The following is a 24647-nucleotide window of genomic DNA, read 5'->3' on the forward strand; positions in this document are numbered from 1 at the left end:
AGGAGGCTTAGCCTCGCCCTGTCAGGACCAGGATAACGGCGGTCTGGTTAACGGACCGCGGTCCGGCCAAGGTGGACGACATGACAACTTCCTCTGAGTCCACCACGACCACCCAGTCGCTCAAGCCCGGCTCCTGGACCCTGGACACCGCGCACTCGTCGGTGGCCTTCACCATTCGCCACCTCGGCATCTCCAAGGTGCGCGGCGGATTCACCAAGTTCGAGACCGAATTCGTGGTCGACGAGTCCGGCGCCGCCACCCTCGGCGCGACCATCCACCTCGAGTCGTTCGACACCGGCAACGCCGACCGGGACGCGCACATCCGCACCGCCGACTTCCTCGACGCCGCGAACCGCCCGACGCTGACCTTCCGCGCCACCGAGCCGGTGCAGATCGCGGAGAGCTTCGAGGTCGAGGGCGAGGCCACGCTCGGCGGCATCACCAAGCCGGTCACCCTGGACGTCGAGTGGGGTGGCGTGCAGGAGTTCGGCGCGACCGGCGACCGGCACGCCGGATTCTCCGCCACCGGCACGATCAAGCGCACCGACTTCGGCGTCGGCGGCCCGCTGCCCGGCATGCTGAGCGACAAGGTCAACATCGAGCTCGAGATCCAGCTCATCGAGCCCAAGTAAGACCACCGCAGTCCGCAGCCCCGCACAACGGTGTGCGGGGCGCCGTCATGTCTGCTGTTCGCTGAGGGCGCAGGCATGCGTCTGCCGGGACGGCGTTGCCCTGCACTAGCCTGGGATCGACAGCACAGGACTCTTACGTTCGGAGGTTGGCCGTGGAGGTCAAGATCGGTATTTCGGATAGCCCGCGCGAGCTTTTGATCAACAGCTCGCAGACCCCGGAAGAGGTCGAGGCGCTGGTGTCCGGTGCGCTGAACGGCAGCGGCGGCGTCGTGTCCCTGACCGACGACAAGGGTCGCAAGTTCCTGATCCAGGCCTCGAAGGTCGCCTATGTCGAGATCGGCACCGTGACCAGCGGCCGGGTCGGCTTCGCCACCGTCTGATTTTCTCGGCTCAGGCCGACAGCAACGAGCCCCTGCAACCATCGGATGCAGGGGCTCGCTTCGTTCTGTAGTTCAGTCGATCGGGTGCAGCGGCACGCGGGACAGACCACCCCAGGCGAGGGAGACGGTCGTGTCGATCGCCTCTTCCTTCGGGATGGGCCGGTCGGCCTCGAGCCAGTAGCGCGCGGTGAATTGGCTCGCGCCGACCAGGCCGACCGCGAGGATCCGGGCCCGGTACGGGTCCAGGCCGGAGTCGTGGGCCACCACGTCGAAGACGGCGTCCACGCAGGCCTCGGTGGCCTGCTCTACCCGGCGCTGCACCTGCGGTTCGCTGGTCAGGTCGGATTCGAAGACGAGCCGGAAGCCCTGCATCTCGTTGTCCACGAAATCGAAGTAGGCCTGCACCGCCGCACGCACGCGCTGCCGGTTGTCGGTGGTCGACCGCAGCGCCTGCCGCACGCTGGACACCAGCATGTCCACGTAGTTCTGCAGCACGGCCAGATACAGCTCCAGCTTGCTGGTGAAGTGCTGATACAGCACCGGCTTGCTCACGCCGGCGCACTGCGAGATCTCGTCCATGCCGGCCGCGTGATAGCCGCGCTGCACGAAGACTTCGCTGGCTGCCGCGAGTAGCTGCAGACGACGCTCGTCACGCGGCAACCGGGTGCCGCGTTTAGCGGGCTCGGACGACGATCTGCGGGACGCCATCCGGTCCACGAGGTCAGTCATTTCGGCTCTCCCAGTTGATTCCCCGGCAAGGGGTAAGCACCGGGTATCCCAAGAACGATACTCGGTTGCCGCCCGCTCGCAGACCGGCCCCGGGGAACTGGTGGAACGCGGTGAGAAATGTCGCACCTCACGGCGGATGTGGCGTGCCCGACGGGGCCGCCCGGACCCTGTGAGAACCTGGTGATCGTGACTTTCCGCGCCGACCGACCCGGGGAGCGGCACGCCGATCCGCCGGTCACGTCCGGCGGCGGGCGCGATTCGCGCCGCCGTGCTGGCCCCGGCGCGCCCGGTTCCGTAGGGTCGGAACCCGTGGCAAGGTCAGGCCAGGAAGCAAAGCCGGATTCGACCGCGCCGCGACGTGATCGCAACGGCGTGGAGATCTACGATCCGCTGGGCCTCTACGGTCAAGGGGATCGTTCGCATCAACCACTGCGCGCCAGTTGGGATCCCACCGCCGCGACCGAGGGCCGAACCCGGGACCGTCCGGAGCGCAGCGTCAAAAAGCAAAGCGCCCTAGGACGATTCGTCTCCACCTACGGTTGGCGCGCGTACGCCCTGCCGGTGCTCTTCGCGGTCACGGTGCTGGTGGTGGTGGACGCGGTCCGCGGTTCCGACCCGGCGACCACGGTGGGCGGTGTGCCCGGTCTCGGGCATCTGAGCCCGCGCGCCGCCAACAACGGCATCATCGGCGGGCCGACCGGCGACGGCCACTTTCCCACCGACCTCCCCTCCGGCGCGCTCCCACAGGGCGGCAGCTTCGCCGAAACCGGCACGGGCAGTTGGCATGTGGTGCCGGGGTCGACCGCGCAGGTGGGCACCGGCGCCGACTCGGTGTTCAGGTACACGGTGGAAGTCGAAGACGGCGTGGACACCTCGGCGCTCGGCGGTGACGAGTCGGTGGCGAAGCTGATCGAGTCCACTCTCGCCAACCCGAAAAGCTGGACGCACGACCAGAAGTTCGCCTTCCGCCGAGTCGACCAGGGCGACACCGACTTCCGCGTCTCCCTCACCTCGCGCGAATCCAGCCGCAAGGCCTGCGGTTTCGAGATCCCGATCGACTCCTCCTGTTACAACGCCGATCTCGGCCGGGTGGTGCTGTCGGAGGTCCGCTGGGTGCGCGGCGCGATCGCGTTCGAGGGCGACATCGGCTCCTACCGGCAGTACCAGATCAATCACGAGGTCGGTCACGCCATCGGCTACCACCAGCACCAGCCGTGCGAGACCGACGGCGGCCTGGCCCCGGTGATGATGCAGCAGACCTTCGGCACCAAGAACAACGACATCGCCACCCTCGAACCGGACGGCGTGGTCCCGATGGACGGCAAGCGCTGCCGCTTCAACCCCTGGCCGTACCCCCGCGGTTGACCCGGCGCGCGGTGCGCGACGATAGGTCGGGAAGAACGGTCTGGTCGCGGGTGTTGCACAACGAGATCGACCCATTCGATGCGAGGAGTCCTGGACGTGTCATCAACTGAGTCCCTGCCGCCGCTGGTCGAGCCGGCCGCGGAGCTGACCAAGGACGAGGTCGCCCGCTACAGCCGCCACCTGATCATTCCCGACCTGGGCGTGGACGGGCAGAAGCGGCTGAAAAACGCCAAGGTCCTGGTGATCGGCGCGGGCGGGCTCGGCTCCCCGGCGCTGCTGTACCTGGCCGCCGCGGGCGTCGGCACGCTCGGCATCGTCGAGTTCGACGAGGTGGACGCCTCCAACCTGCAGCGCCAGATCATCCACGGCGAGTCCGACATCGGCCGCCCGAAGGCCGACAGCGCGCGCGACTCCATCCTGGAGATCAACTCCGGCATCGACGTGCGGCTGCACAAGATCCGGCTGGAGCCGGAGAACGCCGTCGAGCTGTTCGCCGAGTACGACCTGATCGTCGACGGCACCGACAACTTCGCCACCCGCTACCTGGTCAACGACGCCGCCGTGCTGGCGCACAAGCCGTACGTGTGGGGTTCCATCTACCGCTTCGAGGGCCAGGTCTCGGTCTTCTGGGAGGACGCGCCGAACGGGCGCGGCCTCAACTACCGCGACCTCTACCCGGAGGCCCCACCGCCGGGCATGGTCCCGTCCTGCGCCGAGGGCGGCGTGCTTGGCGTGCTGTGCGCGTCCATCGGCTCGGTGATGGTGACCGAGGCGATCAAGCTGATCACCGGCATCGGTGAGCCGCTGCTCGGCCGCCTGATGGTCTACGACGCACTGGACATGAACTACCGCACGATCAAGCTGCGCCGCGACCCGGAGCGTCAGCCGATCACCGAGCTGATCGACTACGAGGCGTTCTGCGGGGTGGTGTCCGAGGAGGGCCAGGCCGCCGCGGCCGACTCGACGGTCACCGCACGCGAGCTGAAGGACCTGCTCGACGCGGGCAAGGAGATCGAGCTGATCGACGTGCGCGAGCCGGTGGAGTGGGACATCGTGCACATCGAGGGCGCGAAACTCATTCCGAAGGACCGCATCCTGTCCGGCGAGGCGCTCTCCGAGCTGCCGCAGAACCGGCCGATCGTGTTGCACTGCAAGACCGGTGTGCGTTCGGCGGAGGCGCTGGCCGCGCTCAAGCGGGCCGGTTTCTCCGACGCCACCCATCTGCAAGGCGGAGTGATCGCGTGGGCGCGGCAGATCGACCCGTCGCTGCCGGTCTACTGATCCACCGAAGCACGCTGTGACCCCGGCCGGAGCGGTCGGGGTTGCGCATCGGCGCGGCGTCCTGTACAGCGTCCACCCCGGCGGTACGGTACGGCCGTGACTTCTGTGGAACCCCCCGAGCACGTGCGTGCCACGTTCGGTCTGCGCGAGGTTTCCCCGGTCACCTTGGGCGACTGGGAAGGTGGCTGGCGGTTCGGCGACGTGGTGCTCAGCCCGGTCGCCGATCACGCCCGCGCGGCGTGGTCGGCCAAGGTGCGCGAGACGCTGAAGGTGGACGGGTTGCGGCTGGCCCGCCCGGTGCGCGCGACCGACGGCCGCTACGTGGTTTCCGGCTGGCGGGCCGACACCTTTCTGGAAGGCATCCCGGAACCTCGCCACGACGAGGTGGTTTCGGTGTCGCTGCGCCTGCATCAGGCGACGACCCACCTCGAACGGCCCCGGTTCCTGGTGCAGCCGCCGGTGGCGCCGTGGGTCGACGTGGACGTGTTCGTCGCCGCCGACCGGGCCGCCTGGGAGGCGGTGCCGCTGCGCAGCCTGCGCGCGGGCGGCACGTTGCCCTCGGCGGATTCCCCGGACGGACAACGCAGCATGGAACTCATCGGCCAGCTGGCCACCCTGCGCAAGCCGGTCAAGACGCCCGCCCAGCTGGTGCACGGCGACCTGTTCGGCACGGTGCTGTTCGCCGGCACGTTCACCCCCGGGCTCACCGATATCACGCCGTACTGGCGGCCCGCGCCGTGGGCGGCCGGGGTGATCGTGGTGGACGCGCTCGCCTGGGGCGGCGCCGACGACGGACTGCTGGAGCGGTGGCGGGATCTGCCCGAATGGCCGCAGATGTTGTTGCGCGCGGTCATGTTCCGGCTCGCCGTGCACGCGTTGCATCCGCGGTCGACGCCGGAGGCGTTCCCCGGTCTGGCGCGCACGGCGGACATGGTCCGGCTCCTGCTCTAGCACGCACAGGTCGGCCGCCGAAAGTCCTGCGCAGCAGAGACTTCCGACGGCCGACGGGCGTTATGCGTTGTGCCGGTTACACCTTGGCGTAGGCCAGCGACGGCACCCGCTCCACGGCGAACGAGGACCGCAGGTAGAACCACCAGGTGACCGCGCCCATCAGCAGGAACGCCACCGCGTAACCCCAGAAGGCCGGCGCCATCGTGTGATAGTGCGTGTTGGACAGCCGCAGCGCCTGCTGCAACACCCAGCCGCCCGACGCGCCCACCGCGCCGATCACGCCGATCGCCGCGCCGGCCTGCCGCCGGGCCGAGGCGGTCGACTCGCTGATATCCAGGCCGTGCTCGGCGGCGTACTTCTTGGAGATCGCGCTGAAGATGGTCGGGATCATCCGGTAGGTCGAGCCGTTGCCGATGCCGGTCATCACGAACAGCAGCAGGAACGAGATCAGGTACAGCGGAAAGCTTTTCAGCTCCAGCGCGGCCATGATCAGGCAGACCGAGACGGCCATGCCGCCGAACACGAACAGGGTGATCTTCGCCCCGCCGATCTTGTCCGACACCCAGCCGCCGAACGGACGGCTGAACGAGCCGACGAACGCGCCGAGGAAGGCGAGATTGCCGATGGTGCTGATCCAGCCGATGCCGGCCAGGCTCGGGAAGTTGGCCTTGATCAATGTCGGGAAGGCGAAGGAGAACCCGATGAACGAGCCGAACGTGCCGACGTACAGCAGCGCCATCACCCAGGTGTGCTGGTTGGTCAGCGCCAGCTTGTAGGACTTCCCGTCGGACTTGGCCGTCGCGATGCTGTCCATGTAGCGCAGCGCGCCGAACAGCGCCAGCAGGATGAACGGCACCCACACCAGGATGGACAGCGTGATGCCGAACCGGTAGCCCGCCGCGTCCTTGGCCATGATGTGCGTGCCGAGCGTGATCAGCAGCGGCAGCACCAATTGGGTCTGTGCCACACCGAGATTGCCGCCCGCCGCGTTGATGCCCAGCGCCGCGCCCTTCTTGCCCTCGGGGAAGAAGAAGTTGATGTTCGACATCGACGAGGAGAAGTTGCCGCCGCCGACGCCGGCCAGCGCGGCCAGGATCATGAACACCCACATGGGCGTGCCCGGCTGATTGATGAAGTAGGCCAGCCCGAGCGTCGGGATGAGCAGCATCGCCGCGCTGAACGCGGTGAACGCCCGCCCGCCGAACTTCGGGATGGCGAAGGTGTACGGAATGCGCAGGGCCGCACCGACCAGGGTCGGGGTCGACGACAGCAGCAGCGCGTTGCTCACCGCGGTCGGGTCGCCCTTGCCGAGCCCGGCCAGGAAGCCGAAGCCCGCGGCGCCCATGCTGGTGACCACGGTGCCCCAGATGACCCAGATGCTGAAGCCGAGGTTCTCGGCGAACACCGAGAAGATCAGGTTCTTACGGGCGGTCTGCGCGCCGCCGGACTCCCAGAATTTCAGGTTGTCCGGCTCCCACTGTTCCAGCCAGCGTCCGCGGGTCTGGTGCTGGAAGGCCGGGGTGTCCGATGGAGCGTCAGTCGCGGTGTCCGACTCGGTGCCGGTTGCGGCTGCGATGGCAGTCATCGGCGTCCTCTCGTTCGCACTCGACCGGCCCTCATCGCGGCACTGGCGCCGCCGGCGGAGTCGAGTTGCCTAGCTACGGTCGTTTCACAACGTAGGGGCCGGTTGTTGCGGCACCGTGGCTTCGCGTGACGTTCGAGGCAATTCCGACTCACATACGGAACGGACGCCGAGTGAGAGTCGCTCACCTGGCGTCCGTTGCGGGCGAACGAGCAGTCAGCGCACGTCCGGGTATTCGGCGATCAGGGTGTTGAGGAAGCAGCGGGCCGCCTCGGCCGCGCGCTGGGGATCGCCGTCGATCACGGCGTGCACCAGCTCGGCGTGCTCCTCGGGGAAGGAATCGTCGGATTTCAACGTCCTGGCCCGGATCACCTGTTCGATGATCGGCAGCAGCGAGTCGTAGAACTCTAGGTAGACGGCGTTGTGGCTGGCCACGACGATGGCGCGGTGCAGCTCGACGTCGGACTCGATCGCGGTCGGGTTGTCGTCGTTGTAGGCCTTGTCCCGCTCGCTGAGCAGCTGGAGTAGGTTCGCGATATCGCCGTCGTCGCGGCGGCGCGCGGCGAGCGCGGCCGCTGTGGTGTCGAGCGCGAGGCGTAGTTCGAGGACATCACGTTCTTCGGCGTCGGCGAAGTACTTGCCGAGCGTGCCGCCGAGGTCGGAGGAGGCGATCACATAGGTTCCCGAACCTTGGCGTCGCTCCAGCATCCCCGCGTGCACGAGTGCCTGGACGGCCTCGCGCACGGTGTTTCGACCCGTTCCGGTGAGCTCGGTCAGCTCCGGTTCGGTAGGGATACGGGAGCCGATGGGCCAACGGCTGGAACGGATTTCGGCACGCAGCTGCTCGGTGACCTGGGCTATGAGGCTGGTGCGCCGGACTGGTTGCACTTGCATAGAGTACCGCTCATCACAAATCATTGCCTCCTATCATCCGGTCATCCTATGATTTCGCAGTGACTGCAACCCTCCAGAAAACCTCGACCGAGCAGGAATCACCGCAGGTCGAGCGGCGTCGGCGCGCGCTGACGGAGGGGCGTCTGCTCGTTCTCGCCGCCATCGTTATGTCCGCGCTCACCCTCCGCGTCGCGGTCACCGCGTTCAGCCCACTGGCCGAACGGATCGGCGACGATGTGGGCTACGGCACCGCGGTCGTCGGCGTCTTCGGCATGATCCCGACCGCGATGTTCGCGGTGTCCGGTCTGCTCACCCCGGTGCTCGTGCGCCGCCTCGGACTCGAGCGCACCGCGCTGGTCGCCATGCTGATGGCCGGCCTCGGTCAGCTCGTCCGGGTGCTGCTGTCCGGCACCGGCGAACTCCTCGTCTTCTCCGCCCTGGCCCTGGCCGGCATGGGCATCGGCAACGTGGTGATCCCGCCGCTGGTGAAGCGCTACTTCGCCGATCGGCTCGCGGTGGTCAGCTCGCTCTACATCATGATGGTGCAGCTCGGCACCGTGGTGCCCGCGTTCATCGCGGTCCCGATCGCCGACGCGCACGGCTGGCGGATCTCCCTCGGCCTGTGGTCGGTGCTCGGCTTCGCGGCGGTGCTGCCGTGGCTCGGCGTGCTGCGCGACCGGCGCGGCCGCGACGTCAACGACACCACCGCGCTGCCCACCGACGCGCCGCGGGCCGGCCGGGTCTGGCGTTCGCCGGTGGCCTGGGGCATGGCGGGCATGTTCGGCATGACGTCCTTGATCACCTACGCGATGTTCACCTGGCTGCCCAAGATCCTCAGCGACGCCGGAGCAAGCGCCGGGTTCGGCGGGTCGATGCTCGGTCTGTTCGCGGTGGTCGGTCTGGTCGCGGCGTTGAGTGCGCCGACGGTCGTCACGCGATTCCGCAATCCGTTCCCCGTCGTGGTCGGCTGCGCGGCCTTCTTCATCGCCGCCTTCGTCGGCCTGCTGGTCGCGCCGATGAGCGCGCCCATCCTCTGGGTGGTGCTGCTCGGCCTCGGCCCGAGCACCTTCCCGATGGCGCTGACCCTGATCAACCTGCGCACCAACACCCCCGGCGGCTCCGCCGCGCTGTCCGGCTTCACCCAGGGCGTCGGCTACGCGGTCGCCTGCGTCGGCCCGCTGCTGTTCGGCGTCCTGCACTCGGCCACCGACGGCTGGCTCGCCCCGTTCATCCTGCTCGGCATCGCCGTCCTGGTGTTGCTGGCCGGTGCCTGGCAGGCCTGCAAGCCGCGCATGCTCGAGGACACCTGGAACTGACCTCGCTCATCCGCCTCTCCGCGTATTCAGGCCAGACTCAGGTGCCGCGATAGCCGCGTCGGCGACCGGCGGTGGCGTTGCGAGCGAGTCCGCCCGTACCCCACGAGTTACCCATGTGCTCGCGAAATCAGTGCCTGTGTTCGCTGGGTGCGGGCGATCTCACCGTTCGAGTTGCGCGGCCGTGCGGCGGAGTTCATGATTTCGGCGTCATATCTCACCGGCCGATTTCTGCGCGGTCGGGTTTTGGTGACGCGCGGAAATCGTTGCGTCACATCCGCGCAACACAGCGCCGTGCTCACGTGGGTATTCGCCGACCCGTGAGCAACCGTTGATGCTGTGGTCATCGCGCGCAGCATGGCGGCAATACCTGTTTCCTACCGTGGGGCCAACCGGATCATTGGAGGCCCTTCTTGAGCACCCCGACGAATCACCCAGTCGCACCTGCCCAGCGCAATACCGCCGTGGTCGTGGGCCACGGCATGGTCGGGCACCGTTTCGTGGAGGCGCTGCGCTCGCGGGACGAGGCGGGGCAGTGGCAGGTGGTCGTGCTGAGCGAGGAGCGGCTGCCCGCCTACGACCGCGTCGGCCTGTCCGCATACGTCGGGGACTGGGACACCGCCGCGCTGGCGCTGCCCGGCAACGAGTACGCCGGTGACGCCCTGGTCGAACTGCGACTCGGCCAACGCGCCGAGTCGATCGACCGGGACGCCCGCAAGGTCACCACGTCGGCCGGCGACACCATCGCCTACGACGCGCTGGTGCTCGCCACGGGCTCGTACCCGTTCGTTCCGCCCGTTCCGGGACATGACCGCCCGGAGTGCTTCGTTTACCGCACCATCGACGATCTGGACGGCATCCGGGCCGCCGCCGAGGCCGCCGGGCCCGGTGCGGTCGGCGTCGTGGTCGGCGGCGGCCTGCTCGGCCTCGAAGCCGCGAACGCGCTTCGGCTGCTCGGCCTCACGCCGCACGTGGTCGAGTACAACCAGCGGCTGATGCCCGCCCAGGTGGACGAGGGCGGCGGCGCGATCCTGGAACGCCTGGTCACCGATCTCGGCCTGTTCGTGCACACCGGCGTCGGCACCGCCTCGATCGACGCGGCCGGCAACGGCGTTCGGGTCAGCCTGTCCGACGACTCGGTGATCGACGCCTCGCTCGTGGTCTTCTCGGCCGGCGTGCGCCCGCGTGACCAGATCGCCCGCGACAGCGGACTCGAGGTCGGCCCGCGTGGCGGCATCATCACCGATCTCGGTTTGCAGACCTCGGATCCGAGCATCTGGGCCATCGGCGAGTGCGCCGCGGTCGAGGGCACCTGCTACGGCCTGGTCGCCCCCGGTTACACCACCGCGGAGATCGTCGCCGACCGATTGCTGGGCGGCGCAGGCGAATTCCCCGGCGCGGACATGTCGACCAAGCTCAAGCTGATGGGCGTCGACGTGGCCAGCTTCGGCGACGCGCACGGCGTCACCGAGGGCGCGCTGTCGGTGGTGCTGCACGACGCCGCCAAGGGCACCTACGCGAAACTCGTTGTCTCCGATGACGCGCAGATCCTGCTCGGCGGCATCCTGGTCGGCGACGCCACCGCCTACGCCGCGCTGCGTCCGCTGGTCGGCCGGCCGCTGCCCGCCGAGCCCGCCGCGCTGATCTCGCCCGCCGGCGCGGAACTGGGCGCCGACGCACTGCCCGACGACGCCCAGATCTGTTCCTGCAACAACGTTTCCAAGGGCGCGATCTGCGGCGCCATCGCCGAGGGCGCGTGCGACATCCCGGGCATCAAGAAGTGCACGTCCGCCGGAACCTCCTGCGGCGGTTGCGTTCCTATGCTCAAGAAGCTGCTGGAACAGTCCGGCGTCGAGATGTCCAAGGCGCTGTGCGAGCACTTCGGCCAGTCCCGCGCCGAGCTGTTCCAGATCGTCCAGGTCACCGGCATCCGCACCTTCTCCGGCCTGATCACCAAGTACGGCAAGGGAACCGGCTGCGACATCTGCAAGCCGACCGTCGCCTCCATCCTCGCCTCGACCTCCAGCGAGCACATCCTCGACGGCGAACAGGCCGCCCTCCAGGACACCAACGACCACTTCCTGGCCAACCTGCAGAAGAACGGCACCTACTCGGTGGTGCCGCGGATGCCCGGCGGCGAGGTCACCCCCGACCAGCTCATCACCATCGGCCAGATCGCCAAGGAATTCGACCTTTACGTGAAGGTCACCGGCGGCCAGCGGATCGACCTGTTCGGCGCGCGGGTGGAGCAATTGCCGCGGATCTGGCAGCGACTGGTCGACGTCGGCATGGAATCCGGTCACGCGTACGGCAAGTCGCTGCGCACGGTGAAGAGCTGCGTCGGCTCCACCTGGTGCCGCTACGGCCAGCAGGACTCGGTCGGCATGGCCGTGCTGCTCGAAAAGCGTTACCGCGGACTGCGTTCCCCGCACAAGCTGAAGCTGGCCGTGTCCGGCTGCGCCCGCGAATGCGCCGAGGCGCGCGGCAAGGACGTCGGCGTGATCGCCACCGAACACGGCTGGAACCTCTACGTCGGCGGCAACGGCGGCCTCACCCCGAAGCACGCGGTGCTGCTGGCCGGCGACCTCGACGACGAGACGCTGATCAAATACATCGACCGGTACCTGATGTTCTACGTCCGCACCGCCGACCGGTTGCAGCGCACCGCGCCGTGGCAGGAGGCTCTCGAAGGCGGCATCGACTACCTCAAGCAGGTCGTCTGCGAAGACAGCCTCGGCATCGCCGCCGAACTGGAGGCCGCCATGGCCCAGCATGTCGCCGGCTACCGCGACGAATGGGCCGCCGTGCTCGAGGACGAGGAGAAGCTGTCGCGCTTCGTTTCCTTCGTCAACGCCCCCGATGAGACCGATCCCACAATCTCGTTCGACGAAACCGGCGAACGCAAGGTACCGGTCCTGCTCGGGATGCCCGACATTCCGGTCGGCACGCACGGGAAATGACGGCTTAACCCCACAGAAACAGGGCGCCTGTACCAATGGGTAAGGCGTTTGGAGGATGACACCCATGACCGTGATCGATACCCCCGGCATCGCCGCAGTTACCGCCACCGGTTGGACCCAGGCGTGCCGGCTCGACTACCTGATTCCCGGCCGCGGCGTCGCGGTGCTGCTGAAGGGTGGCCGCCAGGCCGCCCTGTTCCTGCTGGCCGACGGCATGCTGTACGCCGTGGGCAACATCGATCCGATCGGCCGCGCCGCGGTCATGTCGCGCGGCATCGTCGGTGACCGCGGCGGCGTCCCGGTCGTCGCCTCACCCTTGCTGAAGCAGGCGTACTCCCTGGTCGACGGGCGCTGCCTGGACGACGAATCGGCGCTGCTGCCGGTGTACGCGATCCGCGTAGCCGACGGCATCGTTTCGATCTCCAACGAGCCGGTAATTTCCGGGCTCGCTTCCTCGGACGGGTAAACCGCATGACAACCATCGACGCCGGCCCCTGCCTCGCCGGTTTCACCATCGGCATCACGGCGGCCAGGCGGGCCGAGGAGTTCGCCACGCTGTTGCAACGGCGCGGCGCCGACATCGTGTCCGCCCCCGCCATCCGGATCATCCCGTTAGCCGACGACACCGAGCTGGAGCGGGTCACCCGCCAGCTGATCCTCGATCCGCCGCGAATCGCGGTGGCCACCACCGGGATCGGCTTCCGCGGCTGGATGGAGGCGGCCGAAGGCTGGGGTGTCGCGGAGGACCTGCGCGCGACGCTGGGCTCCACCCGGATGCTGGCGCGCGGCCCGAAAGCCAAGGGCGCGATCCGCGCTGCCGAATTGCGCGAGGAATGGTCACCGGCGTCGGAGTCGTCCGCGGAGGTACTCGATCACCTGCTCGCCGAGGGCGTGGAGGGCGTGCGGATCGCGGTGCAGCTGCACGGCGCCACCACCGAGTGGGAGCCGGTGCCCGACTTCTGCGAGGTATTGCGTTGTGCCGGTGCGGATGTCGTGCCGGTGCCGGTGTACCGGTGGGTGCCGCCGGAGGATCAGGGCCCGATGGATCAGCTGATCGAGGCCATCGTGACCTCGAATCTGGACTGCGTGACGTTCACCAGCGCGCCCGCGGTGGCGTCGATGTTGATGCGGGCCAAGGAAACCGGGCTGCTCGAAGGCGTGCTGCACGCGTTGCGCGGGCGAGTGCTCGCCGCGTGCGTCGGCCCGATCACCGCTGCGCCGCTGGAAGAACTGGGCGTGGCCACCTCGATGCCCGGACGGGCTCGGCTCGGTGCGCTCGCTCGGCACGTCGCCGAGGAACTGCCGCGGCGGGCCAATCGGATCTACGCCGCGGGGCACACGCTCAGCGTGCGCGGCGGCTGCGTGGTGGTCGACGGTGAGGTGCGCCAGCTCGCGCCCGCGCCGATGGCATTGATGCGGTCGCTGGCTCGTCAGCCCGGCCGGGTCGTCTCCCGGGAGAACCTGCTCGCCGCGCTGCCCGGTGGCGGTGACGACACCCACGCCGTCGAGACGGCGATCGCCAGGCTGCGCGCGGGACTGGGTGCGCCGAAGGCGATTCAGACCGTGGTCAAGCGCGGCTACCGGCTGGCGCTGGACGCGGCCGAATGCATCGACAACAACCCGCGACCCGAGTTGGCGGCGTCCGGCGCGGCCATGCCGACGCGATACGTGCAGACCTTGGGGACGCCATGACGGATCCCGCTCTAGTGCTGGTGGCGCACGGCACCAGGAGCACCCGTGGGGTCCAGATGATCGCCGCGCTGGCCGAGGCGGTGGCCAGGGAGCTCGGCGTCGCGGTTTCGGGGCGCGATGCCGAGCTACCCGGGACGGCTCCGGCGGTGCGGACCGCGTTCGTCGACGTGCTCGGTCCGTCGCCGGCCGAGGTTTTGCGCGATCTGGTCGACGCTTCGGGGGAATCCGTTCCCGCCGTAGTGGTTCCGGCGTTTCTCGCGTCTGGTTATCACGTGTACAAGGATGTTCCGCGGGAAGTGGCGCAGAGCGCGCATCCTGCGGTGGCGGTGACTCCGGCAATGGGTCCGGACCCGGCGTTGGCCCGGATCATGACCATGCGGCTGCGTGCCGCGGGCTGGCGTCCCGGTGACGCGGTCGTCTTCGCGGCGGCCGGCTCCTCGGATCCCCGTGCCCGCCAAGATGTTCGCCGTGCCGCGGCCATGCTTACCGAGCGGCTCGGTACGCCGGTGCGTCTCGGTTACATCGCCACCGGTACGCCTCGGGTTCCGGAAGTCGTTGCGGACCTTCGTGCTTCCGGTGCCGAACGCGTGTTCATCGCGTCGTATCTGTTGGCGCACGGTCTGTTTCACCAACGCCTGCACGATGCAGGAGCTGATGGGGTTGCCGAACCTATCGGTGTGCACCCCGCGGTGGTCCGGTTGATCGCCGACCGTTATCGCGTCGCCGCCCGGGATCTGGTGCGGACACGCGTCGTCTGATCGTTTCGGCGGCGATCAACGAGTTCCCCCTGTGGCCGTGTGGCTCGGGCAATCAGCGCTGCACTGCAAGGCCGCGGATCACGGCCCGGCGCGCTGTGTCGGCGTGAGGTCAGGGACAGCTCCGCCGAGCTGACAGCGCTCGGGTAGCGCGGAGGATGCCTAGAGTGGCCGTAGCATGTGGCTGAACGGGGCTGAGCGACTCTGCCTCCGGCATATGCGCTGACAGCAGCCTCGGCACGCGCCGATCGTGCTGGAATTACGGCTCGTTCGAGCGCGGATGCCGTAAGTTTGCCGATGAATGATCCAGCGGTGGCTTCCGAATCCGAGGGAGGCGTGTTGACCGGAGCCGACGACACGGTGTCGATCGACCGGACGGACGCCGCGGCGCAGTCGGTGCATCCGCTGTCGACGGCGCAGCTGCGCTGGTGGGTGGCCCAGCAATTGCAGCCGGCGGTGCCGATCACGGTCGCCATGTATCTGGACCTGTCCGGCCCGCTCGACGTCGCGCTGATGTCGCGCTGTGCCCGCCGCGCGGCCCGCGAACTCCAATCGCCGAACCTGCGATTCCGCCTCGTCGACGGATATCCGCAGCAGTACGTCGACGCCACGGCGGAGCTGTCGATACGGGTTGTGGACGTCACCGATCAGGCGGACCCGATCGCCGCCGCGCAGGATCAGATGGAGCGTGACTACAGCGCGCCGCTCGATCCGCTCACCGACGATCTGACCGTCGCGACGGTGTTCCGGATCGCGCCCGATCATCACTTGCTGTACCTGCGCAGCCATCACATCGTGGTCGACGGCGTAGGCGCCGCAGCGGTGCTCCGTCGGACGGGTGAGCTATACCGCGCGGAAATCGTTGCGGGGCAAGGGACGATGCCAGAGGGTTCGGGTTCCACGTCTATTCGTGTCGCCCGAGAGTCCGGCAGTGGTCACCGCCGTCCGACCGCACGCGTGTTATGGCGGTCAGCGGACGCCGAATCCGGCACCGCGACATCGGGTTCGACCCGGACCATGGCCGGACCGGCAGTGAACACCATTGCGGCAAAGCACGACTCGGTGACGATGCCGGACAAGGCCCGGTCGAAGGCAATCCAGCCCCTGTCCGTGTCAGAGCTGCTGGAAGACGAACGCAGATACCAAGATTCAGACCGCGCCACGACCGACCGCGCCTACTGGCACGACCAACTCGAAACACTCCCCGAACCACTCGGCCTGGCCGGACATCCCACCGCGCCTCGGCCGCAACCACATCGAGTCACCGCGACACTGGACGCCGCGACCGCCGAACTGGTCGCCGCCGCCCGCGCCCGTCACGGCGCGACCTTCCCCGAACTGGCCGTCACCGCTTTCGCCTGCTACCTGGCCAGGATGACCGGCCGCAGCGAGATCACCCTCACCTTGCCGGTCACCGCGCGCCCCACCGCGGTCCTGCGCCGCTCGGCCGGTTCGATGTCGAACGTGGTGCCCTTGCGGCTCAACGGCTTCGACACCGGCACCGTCGACACCGTCATCGCCCAGGTACGGTCCCGGGTGATCGGTGGGCTGCGCCATCAGCGCTACCGCTACGAGGAGATGCAGCACGACCGCGGTCAGCAGCACGTGGTGCGCGGGGGCTTCGGGCCGGTCGTCAACGTCCTCGGCTTCACCGAGCCGTTCGGCCTGGGCGCACTGACCGGGCAGGTGCGCCTGCTGTCCCTCGGCCCGGTCGAGGACCTCTTGATCAACGGCTACCAGGCCGGTCCCGACGAACGCTCGATCAGCATCGACTTCCACGCCAACCCGGCCCGCTACCGGCCCGACCTGCTGGCCTGGCACCACCGCATGTTCCTCGACTACTTCGCCCGCTTCCTGGCCGCCGAATCCGACTGCCCGATACCGGCTTTGGATCTCACACCGCCCGCCCCGGTGGCATCGGATCCCGCAGGTCCGGTCCGGGTACTACCCGACCTGCTCCGCGCCGGCCTGGTGCCGGACGCAGTCGCGGTGCAGGATGGCACGTGCGCCATGACCTATCGCGAGCTGGACGAAGCGTCCTCGCGCTGGGCGCGCGAGCTGATGGCCGGCGGCGCCCGGCCCGGTGAGTTCGTCGTGGTCGCCATCGCGCGCTCGCTCGAATCGGTGCTCGCGCTGTGGGCGGTCGCCAAGTCCGGAGCGTGTTTCGTGCCGGTCGATCCGAACGATCCCGTCGAACGGATCGCCAGGGTGATCGCGGATTCCGGAGCACGACAGGGGCTTACGGTCACCGCGGCGCGTGACTGCCTGCCGTGCGACACGGCCTTCGCGGATCGGGAGGCCGAACCGATCCCCGCGGGCGACGGTGGCCAGCGGCCGATCGCGCGGGCCGACGGCGCGGTCGGCGGCCGGAAGAGTTCGGCCAGATGCGGCATTCATTGGCTGACCCTCGATGACTCCCGGACGCTGGCGGAAGCCGATCGCCGAGCGAGCACACCGATCGCCGACGCCGAACGGCCGAGGTCCTTGCGGCCTGATCACCCGGCCTACCTGATCTACACATCGGGCACCACCGGGCTACCGAAGGGCGTGCTCGTCACCCATCGTGGCCTCGGGGCGCTGACCGACTACATCACCGAACACTATGGGGTCGATCGGAATTCGGTCGTCCTGCACGCGCACGCCCCGTCATTCGATGCGCACCTGCTCGAACTTCTCGCCTGCTTCGCGGCCGGCGCCCGCCTGGTGGTCGCGCCGACGTCGGTCGTCGCGGGCACCGCGCTGTCCAAGCTGATCGCCGACACCGGCGGCACGCACTTCCTCACCACCCCGGCGGTTCTCGCCACCCTGACGCCCACCGACCTACCCGGCCTGCAAGCCGTCGTGGTCGGCGGTGAAGCCTGCTCGGCAGAACTGGTGCGCGAATGGGCACCGCACGTCCGTCTGTTCAACGGCTACGGCCCTTCCGAAACCACTGTCATGGCAACACAAACCGAGGCCATGGCACCCGACGAACCGATCACCATCGGTGCGGCATTACCGGGAGTGCTTGCGGTGGTGTTCGATTCGCGTCTGGTGCAGGTTCCGCCCGGCGCCAGGGGAGAGCTGTACTTGGGCGGTCTCGGTGTCGCGGACGGCTACCTGCGCAATCCGGCAGGCACCGCCGTCCGATTCATCGCCGACCCGTTCGGTATCGGGCGACGGCTCTATCGCACCGGCGATCTGGTCAGCGCCGGTCCGGACGGCGCGTTCGAATTCCTCGGCCGGGTGGACGGTCAGGTCGAAGTACGCGGTCGCCGCATCGAACCGGCGGAGGTCGAGTCGGCTCTGCTCGCGGAGCCGGGGATCGCGCGCGCGGTGGTCACCGTCGCCGATGCCGGGCAGCCGGAGGCCCGCCTGGTCGGTTATGTGGTGGCAGCGGCCGGGATTCGCTTCGACGCCGCCGACACGGTGCGCAGACTGCGCGACACCTTGCCCGCGGCGCTGGTCCCGTCGGCGCTGATCGAACTCGACCGACTACCGGTGTCCGGCAACGGCAAACTCGATCGCGCCGCTTTACCTGCCCCGGTGGTCGCGCCGCGTCCCTATCGCGCTCCCGCGACCGCAACACAGCAGCTGGTCGCCGAGCACATCGGCAAGGCGACCGGGCAACCGCGCATCGGCCTGGACGACGACTTCTTCGAACTGGGCGGGAATTCCCTACTGGGCGTGACGGTCTCGGCCGAACTGGCCGCCGCGACGGACGTTCCGGTGACGGTGCGCTGGCTCTACACGACACCCACGGTCGAGGCGCTGGCCGACCGCATCACCGGCTACACGGGTGCGGACAGCACTGACGACGCCCTCGGCGTCCTACTCACCCTGCGCCGCAAGGGAACCCGCCCACCCCTGTTCTGCGTCCACTCCGCCGTCCCGCTGGCCTGGTGCTACGCCGGTCTGGCCCGATACGTCACCGACCGCCCGGTGTACGGCCTGCAAGCACCGAGCCTCACCGGTCCAGCCGGGGCGATCGGCACGATCGACGACCTCGCGGACAGCTACGTGGAGGCGATGATCCGCGTCCAGCCGGACGGCCCGTACCACCTGCTCGGCTGGTCCCTCGGCGGCCAGATCGCGCACGCGATCGCCGTCCGGCTGCGCGCCCGCGGCGCCTCGGTCGCCGCGCTGGCCATGCTGGACAGCGTCGTCTTCCCCGACGGCGCGGCCCCGCCGCCGGTGCCGCGGATGCGAGACCTGTTGACCCACTTGCTCGGTGACGAACCGGCCGACGCCGACACCCTGCCCGAGGTGACCGCCGCCGAGGCCGCCGCCGAATTGGCCGGCGCCGGTGCGTCGTTCGGCACCGGACTGTCGGCGGACCAGCTCGAACGCCTGCACCGCGGTTACGTCGACGGCGTCGCCCTCTCGCACGACTACCGCCCCGGCGTCTTCGACGGTGACCTGCTGTACTTTTCGGCCACCCGCGGCATGACCGAACTGTTCGGCGCCGACCTGTGGCGGCCCTTCGTCACCGGCGACCTCATCGAACACCCGGTGGCCGCCACCCACGCCCAGCTCACCAACCCGGCGGTCGTCGCCGTGATCGGCCCGATGCTGGCCAGGCACCTCGAGCGCATCGCCGTGCCGGTCACGGCCCGGACCGCGCCGTGACCGCCTCGACCGCACGCAGGCACCTCGGTACCCGCACCGGATTCGAGTGGTGCAACGTTTACGACGATCCAGGGGCGTGGTCGCGGCAGAATCCGCACGCGGCCGACCTGATTCGCTACCTCGGCGACTACCTGGTCCGCCCGCATCCGGAACTGGGTCGCGACGGACCGGTGTGTCCCTTTGTCCGCCATACGATCACGCACCGGAGCCTGTGGGTGGCCGTGGTGCCGGGCGGCGACGACCTGACCGCCGAAACCATGACCGCCGCGCTGGACGACGCCTTCGAGATCTACCGCGGCCTGCGCACCGAGGCGGACGCCCGAATGCTGGCCTCCGCCACCATTTTTCCCGGCCTCACCCGCCACGAGCTGATCGACTCCGTGCACCTGGCGGGCAAGACCGCGGTGGTGGAGCAGGGCCTGATGCTCGGCCAGTTCTATCCCGGCTGCGGCGTATCCGGCCTGTGGAACAAGGACTTCCGCCCGCTCGACGCCCCGCTGCCGATGCTGGTGATCCGGAAGATGATGAACACCGACTTCCCGTTCCTGGTGGGCCGAACGGAATGGTTGTACGCGTACCTGACCCAGGTCGCGCCCGATCTTCCGCGCCGCCTGCGCTGGTCGATAGCTGAGCGACTGCGAGTGACCGGCGTCACCGACGATGCCATCACCGACCTGCGCGTTCATTCGTTCGGCGAACACGCCCGGTGAATGCCGGGCGGCGCGGCGCCGCTGATGGATACTCGATGCCATGCGCCGGCTGATGCGATGCCTGGTTCCACTTCTCGCGGTTGCCGCCGCGGTCCTCCCGGCCACCACGGCCGCCGCCGATCCCGATTCCCGCATCCTGGATGTGCGGCCGCTCGGCGGGCGGGAAATGGAGGTCGTCGTGCACTCGGCGGCCATGGACAAGCCGATCACGCTGTGGATGTCGCATCCCGGCGCCGGTGCACCCGCGCTGTATCTGCTCAACGCGGTGGACGGCGGCGAGGACGGCGGGCCGTGGACCCGGCGCACCGACGTCGCGGAGTTCTTCGCGGACAAGAACGTCAACGTGATCGTGCCGATGGGCGGCCGCGCCAGCTACTACACCGACTGGCTGCGCGACGATCCGGCGCTCGGCCGCAATCAGTGGACCACCTTCCTGACCAAGGAACTGCCGCCGCTGCTGGAGACCAAGTTCGGCATGACCGGACGCAATGCCATTGCGGGACTGTCCATGTCGGCCACCTCGGCGTTGAACCTCGCGGCCGGCGCACCCGGCCTCTATCAGGCGGTCGGCGCCTACAGCGGCTGCCCGCGCACCAGTGATCCGGTGGCGCAGGCGCTGGTCGCGTCGCAACTCGGCGTGTTCGGCGCGAACCCGGCCAACATGTGGGGCGCGCCGGACAATCCGGCCTGGGCCGCGAACGACCCGATGGTGCAGGCCGAACGGCTGCGCGGGCTGGCGCTGTATGTCTCGTCGGGCACCGGCGCGCCGGGCGAGCACGACAACATCGCCGATCAGGGCATCGACGGCAACCCGGCCCGGCTGGCCGACCGAGTGCTGGTCGGCGGTGTGATGGAGACGTTCGTCGGCAGCTGCACCCGGCCGTTCGTGGACCGGCTGCACGCGCTCGGCATTCCGGTCACCGCGAACCTGCGCCCGGCCGGCACGCATGCCTGGACCTACTGGCAGGACGACGTGCACCAGTCCTGGCCGCTGTTCGCCGCCGCGATCGGCGCCTGAGGGCGCTCGCCCGGAAAATGTCGGTGCCCGGGTCGACAATTTGGCCATGGCATATGACGAGGAACTCGCCGACCGAATCCGGCTGCACATCAAACCCGGGCCGGAGCTGTCCGAGCGGAAGATGTTCGGCGGACTCGCCTTCCTGATCGGCGGCAATATGGCCGTGGCCGCCAGCAGACAGGGCGGGCTGCTGGTCCGGGTCGATCCGCAGGACGCCGATGAACTCCTGGAGCTCGACTTCGTGGAGTCCATGGTGATGGGTGGTCGAGACGTGACGGGTTGGCTACGGGTCACCCCCGACGCGGCCGACGACGACGCGGTGCTGCGCGAGTGGGTCGACCGTGGCGTCGGCTACGCGCGGTCGCTGCCGCCGAAAAAGCTGTCGCCGAGAAAGCAGAAGTAGCCCGCGCGGGTCAGCCGCGAACCTGCCTGCGGTAGGTGACGCGGTCGAACTCGCGGCCGTACTCGTCCACCGCGGTCACATCCATCTCGCTGGCGAAGATCCCGGGGCGGACGTCCACGCGCAGGAACGAATAGTTGCGGAACCGCACCCGCGACCACGGGGCCGCCTCGTCCTGCTTGTTGCCGCCGGAACCCCAGACGTAACTGTTGGGCACCGTGGTGTCCGGTAATTCGTTGCCGCGGTAGGACTCCCGCGAACCCGGCTGGAAGTCGTAGCGGGGCCGACCACCGCCGCCGACCGTGTAGTAGACGGTGCCGTCGGTCTCCGGATAGACCACCGAATTGTCGCCGGCCACCTTCGTCGCGGCGTTGCCGCGGATCGGGTCGGTGCGCTCGAACACGTGATTGTGTCCTTGCAGCACCAGATCCACCTGGTAGCGGTCGAACAGCGCCACCCAGGCATCGCGTACGCCGCCGTCGCTGGCATGCGCGTCGGTCGTCGAGTAGGCGCAGTGGTGGAAGAAGCAGACCAGGAAGTCGATGCCGGGGTCGGCCCGGTAGGCCGCCAGCGTGCGCTCCACCCAATTCGTCTGTGCCCCTCCGGAATACCCGGTGTTGGCGCGGATCTCGTAGGAGACGTCGTTGGCGTCGAGGGAGAGCACCGCGACATTGCCGTAGGTGAACGAATACGCCGACGGGCAGCCGGCCGGGCCGTTGCCGGGGAAGTCGAGTCGCGCCGCGTGCCCGCCGTAGCCGAGGGCGCCGTAGGTCGCCTCCATGTCGTGGTTGCCGGTCGCGAACATCCACGGCGTCTGTGCGGCGCTCGCCTCGATGGCGCCGAAGTAGACGTCCCACACGTACGGGTTGAATTTGTCGAAGCCGTCCGGGAGTTTCCCGCCGTGCGCGACGAATTGGGCAGGCTTGCCCGCGCCGGACGGGTCGGCGTAGGCGATGTCGCCGGCCAGGATGTGGAAATCCGGTCTGGCCGCGGCGATTTGGCGCAGCACGTTGGTCGCGTGCGGCGCGTTCGGGTCGTTGTCCGCCTTGTAGTACTTGTCGTCGTAGTCGCCGGGCGCGACACCCGAGGGCAGCGCCGGTGTTTCGTCGGTGCCCTGATCGCCCATCATGGTGAAGCGGAACGGCACGATGGCGGCGCGCGCGGTGGGCATCGCGGTGGCGGCGGCGCGGATGTCGCCGGTGAACCCGTCGGCGGTGCGCCAGCGATAGAAATGCGGCACCCGGCCGGGCAGCCCGTCCACCGGCGCGTGCGCGTAGAACTGTTCGGCCGCAAGCACTCCGCCGTCGCTGGTCGGCAGCTGGGTGAGCAGGTTGCGCACCTCGGCCTCCACCGTCGCGCCGAGCGCGGGCGTCGGGCCGTGGTCGAGGAACACCTTGGTGCCCGCGGGCTGCCTGGACAGTTGCGCGGCGAAGCGGAGCTGGCTGGTCGAGTCCGGACCGAAGCCGACGTGGCGGCCGCCGACGGCGAGCTGCGCCTCCTCGGCGTAGGCGCGCTTACCGAACGGCGACGTGCCGACCGCCGCCACGGCTGCGGCCGCCGCGGCGCCGCGCAGGATATTGCGGCGCGACACCGAATGCCGCCGTAGATAGTCGCGATGCCATTCGTGCTGCTCGGCCATGGTCATCTCGGCGGAGCGCCCGCCCGGGATTCCGGTTTCCGGAATGTCGCCTGCGGGATTCAGCGGATTCGACGCCATACCGACCGATGCTGCGCCGGTCGAGGCCGCTCGGCAACTCGACACTGCGGGCCGCGTGCGAACACTCGGTGAACTCTGTCGTCCCGGCCACCCCGGCCAGGCGAAATTCGCCTATTCCCGCGCCCTACCGCACCCCGATATGCTCCCGCGATGACGCCATTCACTCGCGGAACCGCCGTCGCGATCTTGCTCGGCGCGGCCCTCTGCACGGGCATCCCCGCCAACGCCACCCCCGGCACTGACATCACCGCCGTCACCCTCGCCCAAGCCCAGATCCCCGCCGGACTCCTCCCCTTCGTCGCCGGCACCGACCTCGTCGTCCGCGAAATCACCATCGCCCCCGGCGGTTCCACCGGCTGGCACTACCACGACGGCCCCGTCTTCGGCATCATCCGGGCCGGCACCCTCACCCACCCCGGCCCCGACTGCGTCGCCCCCGTCTTCCACACCGGCGATTTCATCTACGAACCCGAAGGCGACTGGAACACCCACATCGGCCGCAACCTAGGCCCCGACCCCCTCATCCTCGACGTCGTCTACGCCCCACCCACCACCAAACCCCTCTTCCAAGACGCCCCCGCCCCACCCTGCGCATAGCCGGTTTCGCGCCGATATCGTGACGGTGAAAGCCCTGGTCGACGCCGGTCGGAAAAACTTTCGAGAATTTCGGTGAGATAGGTCGATGCGGCGCGGGCGGCTCCGACCAGAGGGTGACAGCAAGTCACACACCATCGGCAAGGAGCCCATCATGTCCGTCAACACCTACTTCTGGTTCGACAACGCGGCCGAAGAAGCCGCCACCCTGTACGCGGCAGTGGTCCCCAATTCGCGGATCACCGACATCTCCCGCAATTCGGACGGGGCGGCGTTCGTCGTCTCGCTCGACCTCGACGGCCACGCGGTCACCCTGATGAACGGCGGGCCGGGCCACGCGTTGACCGACTCGGCCTCGTTGCAGGTCGTCGTCGAGACGCAGGAGGAGGTCGACCGGCTCTGGGACGCGCTCACCGACGGCGGCGGCGAGGGCGGCCCGTGCGGCTGGCTGACCGACCGCTTCGGCCTGGCCTGGCAGATCGTGCCCGCGGCCCTGCAAACCCTGATGAGCAGCGACGATCCGGCCAAGACCATCGCCGTCGGCACCGCGCTGCGCGGCATGTCCAAGCTCGACATCAAGACCCTCCAGGACGCCTACGACAACGCCTGACCAGGTTAAAGTCGACCCTGTGCAGCAGTTCGAAGCGATCATCGAGGCCGGCGCGGGCGGCGGCGCCTACGTCGCCGTGCCGGGCGAGGTGGTCGCGGCGCTGGGCGGCGGCGGCCGCATCCCGGTCGCCGCGGCCTTCGACGGCGTCGAGTACCGCGGCTCGATCGCGGACATGGGGTCCGGCCCCTGCCTCGGCGTGCTCGAGGCGATCCGCACCGAGCTGGGCAAGCAGCCCGGCGACCGGGTCGTGGTGACCGTCGCGCGCGACGACGCCGAACGCACCATCGAGATCCCCGACGACCTGGCGGCGGCGTTGAGCACCGCCGGTCTAGCGGCCACCTTCGACGAACTGTCCTATTCGCGCCGCCGCGAACACGTCACGGCGGTCACCGAAGCCAAGCGCGCGGAGACGCGCGCCCGGCGGATCACCAAGGTGGTCGAGTCGCTGAGCTGATC

Annotated in this window: 21 protein-coding genes; 17 read left to right on the plus strand and 4 right to left on the minus strand. The window is 69.0% G+C overall.

The annotated features are described in order from the left end of the window. Positions 1–80 precede the first annotated feature (80 nt). Together F3087_RS14865 and F3087_RS14870 are read left to right on the plus strand one after the other, a co-directional pair. Positions 81–632 (plus strand): YceI family protein, encoded by a 552-nt coding sequence (locus F3087_RS14865; protein WP_150402486.1) that lies wholly within the window; start codon positions 81–83, stop codon positions 630–632. 152 nt (positions 633–784) lie between these two features. Then, positions 785–1012, plus strand: a complete 228-nt coding sequence (locus F3087_RS14870; protein ID WP_040738278.1) for a DUF3107 domain-containing protein — start codon at positions 785–787, stop codon at positions 1010–1012. 72 nt (positions 1013–1084) lie between these two features. Here F3087_RS14870 and F3087_RS14875 read toward each other — a convergent pair whose 3' ends face one another. Next, a complete protein-coding gene (locus F3087_RS14875; RefSeq protein WP_150402487.1) occupies positions 1085–1741 on the minus strand; it encodes a TetR/AcrR family transcriptional regulator in 657 nt (218 codons plus the stop codon). 372 nt (positions 1742–2113) lie between these two features. On the opposite strand from F3087_RS14875, the gene F3087_RS14880 reads away from it, so the two are divergent. The 3 genes from F3087_RS14880 to F3087_RS14890 all read left to right on the plus strand — a co-directional run bounded on the left by F3087_RS14880 (position 2114) and on the right by F3087_RS14890 (position 5338). Further along, the gene (locus tag F3087_RS14880) at positions 2114–3106 is read left to right on the plus strand and encodes a DUF3152 domain-containing protein (protein WP_223885129.1); all 993 of its coding nucleotides are present in this window, start codon (positions 2114–2116) and stop codon (positions 3104–3106) included. A 114-nt stretch (positions 3107–3220) separates the two neighbouring features. After that, positions 3221–4387 carry an adenylyltransferase/sulfurtransferase MoeZ gene (moeZ, locus tag F3087_RS14885; protein ID WP_263407212.1) on the plus strand — a complete coding sequence of 389 codons (1167 nt, stop codon included), beginning with the start codon at positions 3221–3223 and terminating at the stop codon, positions 4385–4387. 96 nt (positions 4388–4483) lie between these two features. Further along, positions 4484–5338: a TIGR02569 family protein gene (locus F3087_RS14890; RefSeq protein ID WP_150402490.1), complete on the plus strand. Its 855-nt coding sequence runs from the start codon at positions 4484–4486 to the stop codon at positions 5336–5338. Positions 5339–5414: 76 nt separating this feature from the next. On the opposite strand, the gene F3087_RS14895 is transcribed toward F3087_RS14890, so the two are convergent. Both F3087_RS14895 and F3087_RS14900 read right to left on the minus strand, forming a co-directional pair. Then, positions 5415–6923: an MFS transporter gene (locus tag F3087_RS14895; protein ID WP_150402491.1), complete on the minus strand. Its 1509-nt coding sequence runs from the start codon at positions 6921–6923 to the stop codon at positions 5415–5417. A gap of 213 nt (positions 6924–7136) precedes the next feature. Next, on the minus strand, positions 7137–7808 hold the full coding sequence (locus F3087_RS14900; RefSeq protein WP_150402492.1) for a FadR/GntR family transcriptional regulator: 672 nt from the start codon (positions 7806–7808) through the stop codon (positions 7137–7139). Between the two features lie 65 nt (positions 7809–7873). Here F3087_RS14900 and F3087_RS14905 point away from each other — a divergent pair, with 65 nt between their 5' ends. The 9 genes from F3087_RS14905 (at position 7874) to F3087_RS14945 (ending at position 21273) form a co-directional block, all read left to right on the plus strand. Then, positions 7874–9130 (plus strand): CynX/NimT family MFS transporter, encoded by a 1257-nt coding sequence (locus F3087_RS14905; protein ID WP_223885072.1) that lies wholly within the window; start codon positions 7874–7876, stop codon positions 9128–9130. Positions 9131–9540: 410 nt separating this feature from the next. Continuing rightward, a complete protein-coding gene (nirB, locus tag F3087_RS14910; protein WP_223885073.1) occupies positions 9541–12087 on the plus strand; it encodes a nitrite reductase large subunit NirB in 2547 nt (848 codons plus the stop codon). 64 nt (positions 12088–12151) lie between these two features. Further along, the gene (nirD, locus tag F3087_RS14915) at positions 12152–12553 is read left to right on the plus strand and encodes a nitrite reductase small subunit NirD (protein ID WP_150402493.1); all 402 of its coding nucleotides are present in this window, start codon (positions 12152–12154) and stop codon (positions 12551–12553) included. 5 nt (positions 12554–12558) lie between these two features. Further along, a complete protein-coding gene (locus F3087_RS14920; RefSeq protein ID WP_150402494.1) occupies positions 12559–13779 on the plus strand; it encodes a uroporphyrinogen-III synthase in 1221 nt (406 codons plus the stop codon). Next, positions 13776–14537 (plus strand): sirohydrochlorin chelatase, encoded by a 762-nt coding sequence (locus tag F3087_RS14925; protein WP_150402495.1) that lies wholly within the window; start codon positions 13776–13778, stop codon positions 14535–14537. Before F3087_RS14920 ends, F3087_RS14925 begins: the two co-directional genes overlap by 4 nt. A gap of 309 nt (positions 14538–14846) precedes the next feature. Then, on the plus strand, positions 14847–19142 hold the full coding sequence (locus tag F3087_RS14930; RefSeq protein ID WP_191093959.1) for a non-ribosomal peptide synthetase: 4296 nt from the start codon (positions 14847–14849) through the stop codon (positions 19140–19142). After that, a complete protein-coding gene (locus F3087_RS14935) occupies positions 19139–19852 on the plus strand; it encodes a DUF6875 domain-containing protein (protein ID WP_150402497.1) in 714 nt (237 codons plus the stop codon). The genes F3087_RS14930 and F3087_RS14935 overlap by 4 nt, the downstream gene beginning before the upstream one ends. 40 nt (positions 19853–19892) lie before the next feature. Then, positions 19893–20870, plus strand: coding sequence for an alpha/beta hydrolase (locus F3087_RS14940; protein WP_150402498.1), 978 nt, complete (start codon positions 19893–19895; stop codon positions 20868–20870). 46 nt (positions 20871–20916) lie between these two features. After that, complete coding sequence (locus tag F3087_RS14945) at positions 20917–21273, plus strand: TfoX/Sxy family protein (RefSeq protein WP_150402499.1); 357 nt, start codon at positions 20917–20919, stop codon at positions 21271–21273. 10 nt (positions 21274–21283) lie between these two features. Here F3087_RS14945 and F3087_RS14950 read toward each other — a convergent pair whose 3' ends face one another. Further along, positions 21284–22987, minus strand: a complete 1704-nt coding sequence (locus F3087_RS14950) for a metallophosphoesterase (RefSeq protein WP_150402500.1) — start codon at positions 22985–22987, stop codon at positions 21284–21286. 150 nt (positions 22988–23137) lie between these two features. Here F3087_RS14950 and F3087_RS14955 point away from each other — a divergent pair, with 150 nt between their 5' ends. The 3 genes from F3087_RS14955 to F3087_RS14965 all read left to right on the plus strand — a co-directional run bounded on the left by F3087_RS14955 (position 23138) and on the right by F3087_RS14965 (position 24645). Further along, entirely contained in the window at positions 23138–23584 is a 447-nt protein-coding gene (locus F3087_RS14955) for a cupin domain-containing protein (protein ID WP_150402501.1), read from the plus strand. 151 nt (positions 23585–23735) lie between these two features. Beyond that, positions 23736–24191: a VOC family protein gene (locus F3087_RS14960; RefSeq protein WP_150402502.1), complete on the plus strand. Its 456-nt coding sequence runs from the start codon at positions 23736–23738 to the stop codon at positions 24189–24191. Between the two features lie 19 nt (positions 24192–24210). Further along, entirely contained in the window at positions 24211–24645 is a 435-nt protein-coding gene (locus tag F3087_RS14965; RefSeq protein WP_150402503.1) for a YdeI/OmpD-associated family protein, read from the plus strand. The last annotated feature ends 2 nt before the right edge of the window (positions 24646–24647 follow it).

The sequence above is a fragment of the Nocardia colli genome, from assembly GCF_008704205.1.
Lineage (GTDB): Bacteria > Actinomycetota > Actinomycetes > Mycobacteriales > Mycobacteriaceae > Nocardia > Nocardia colli.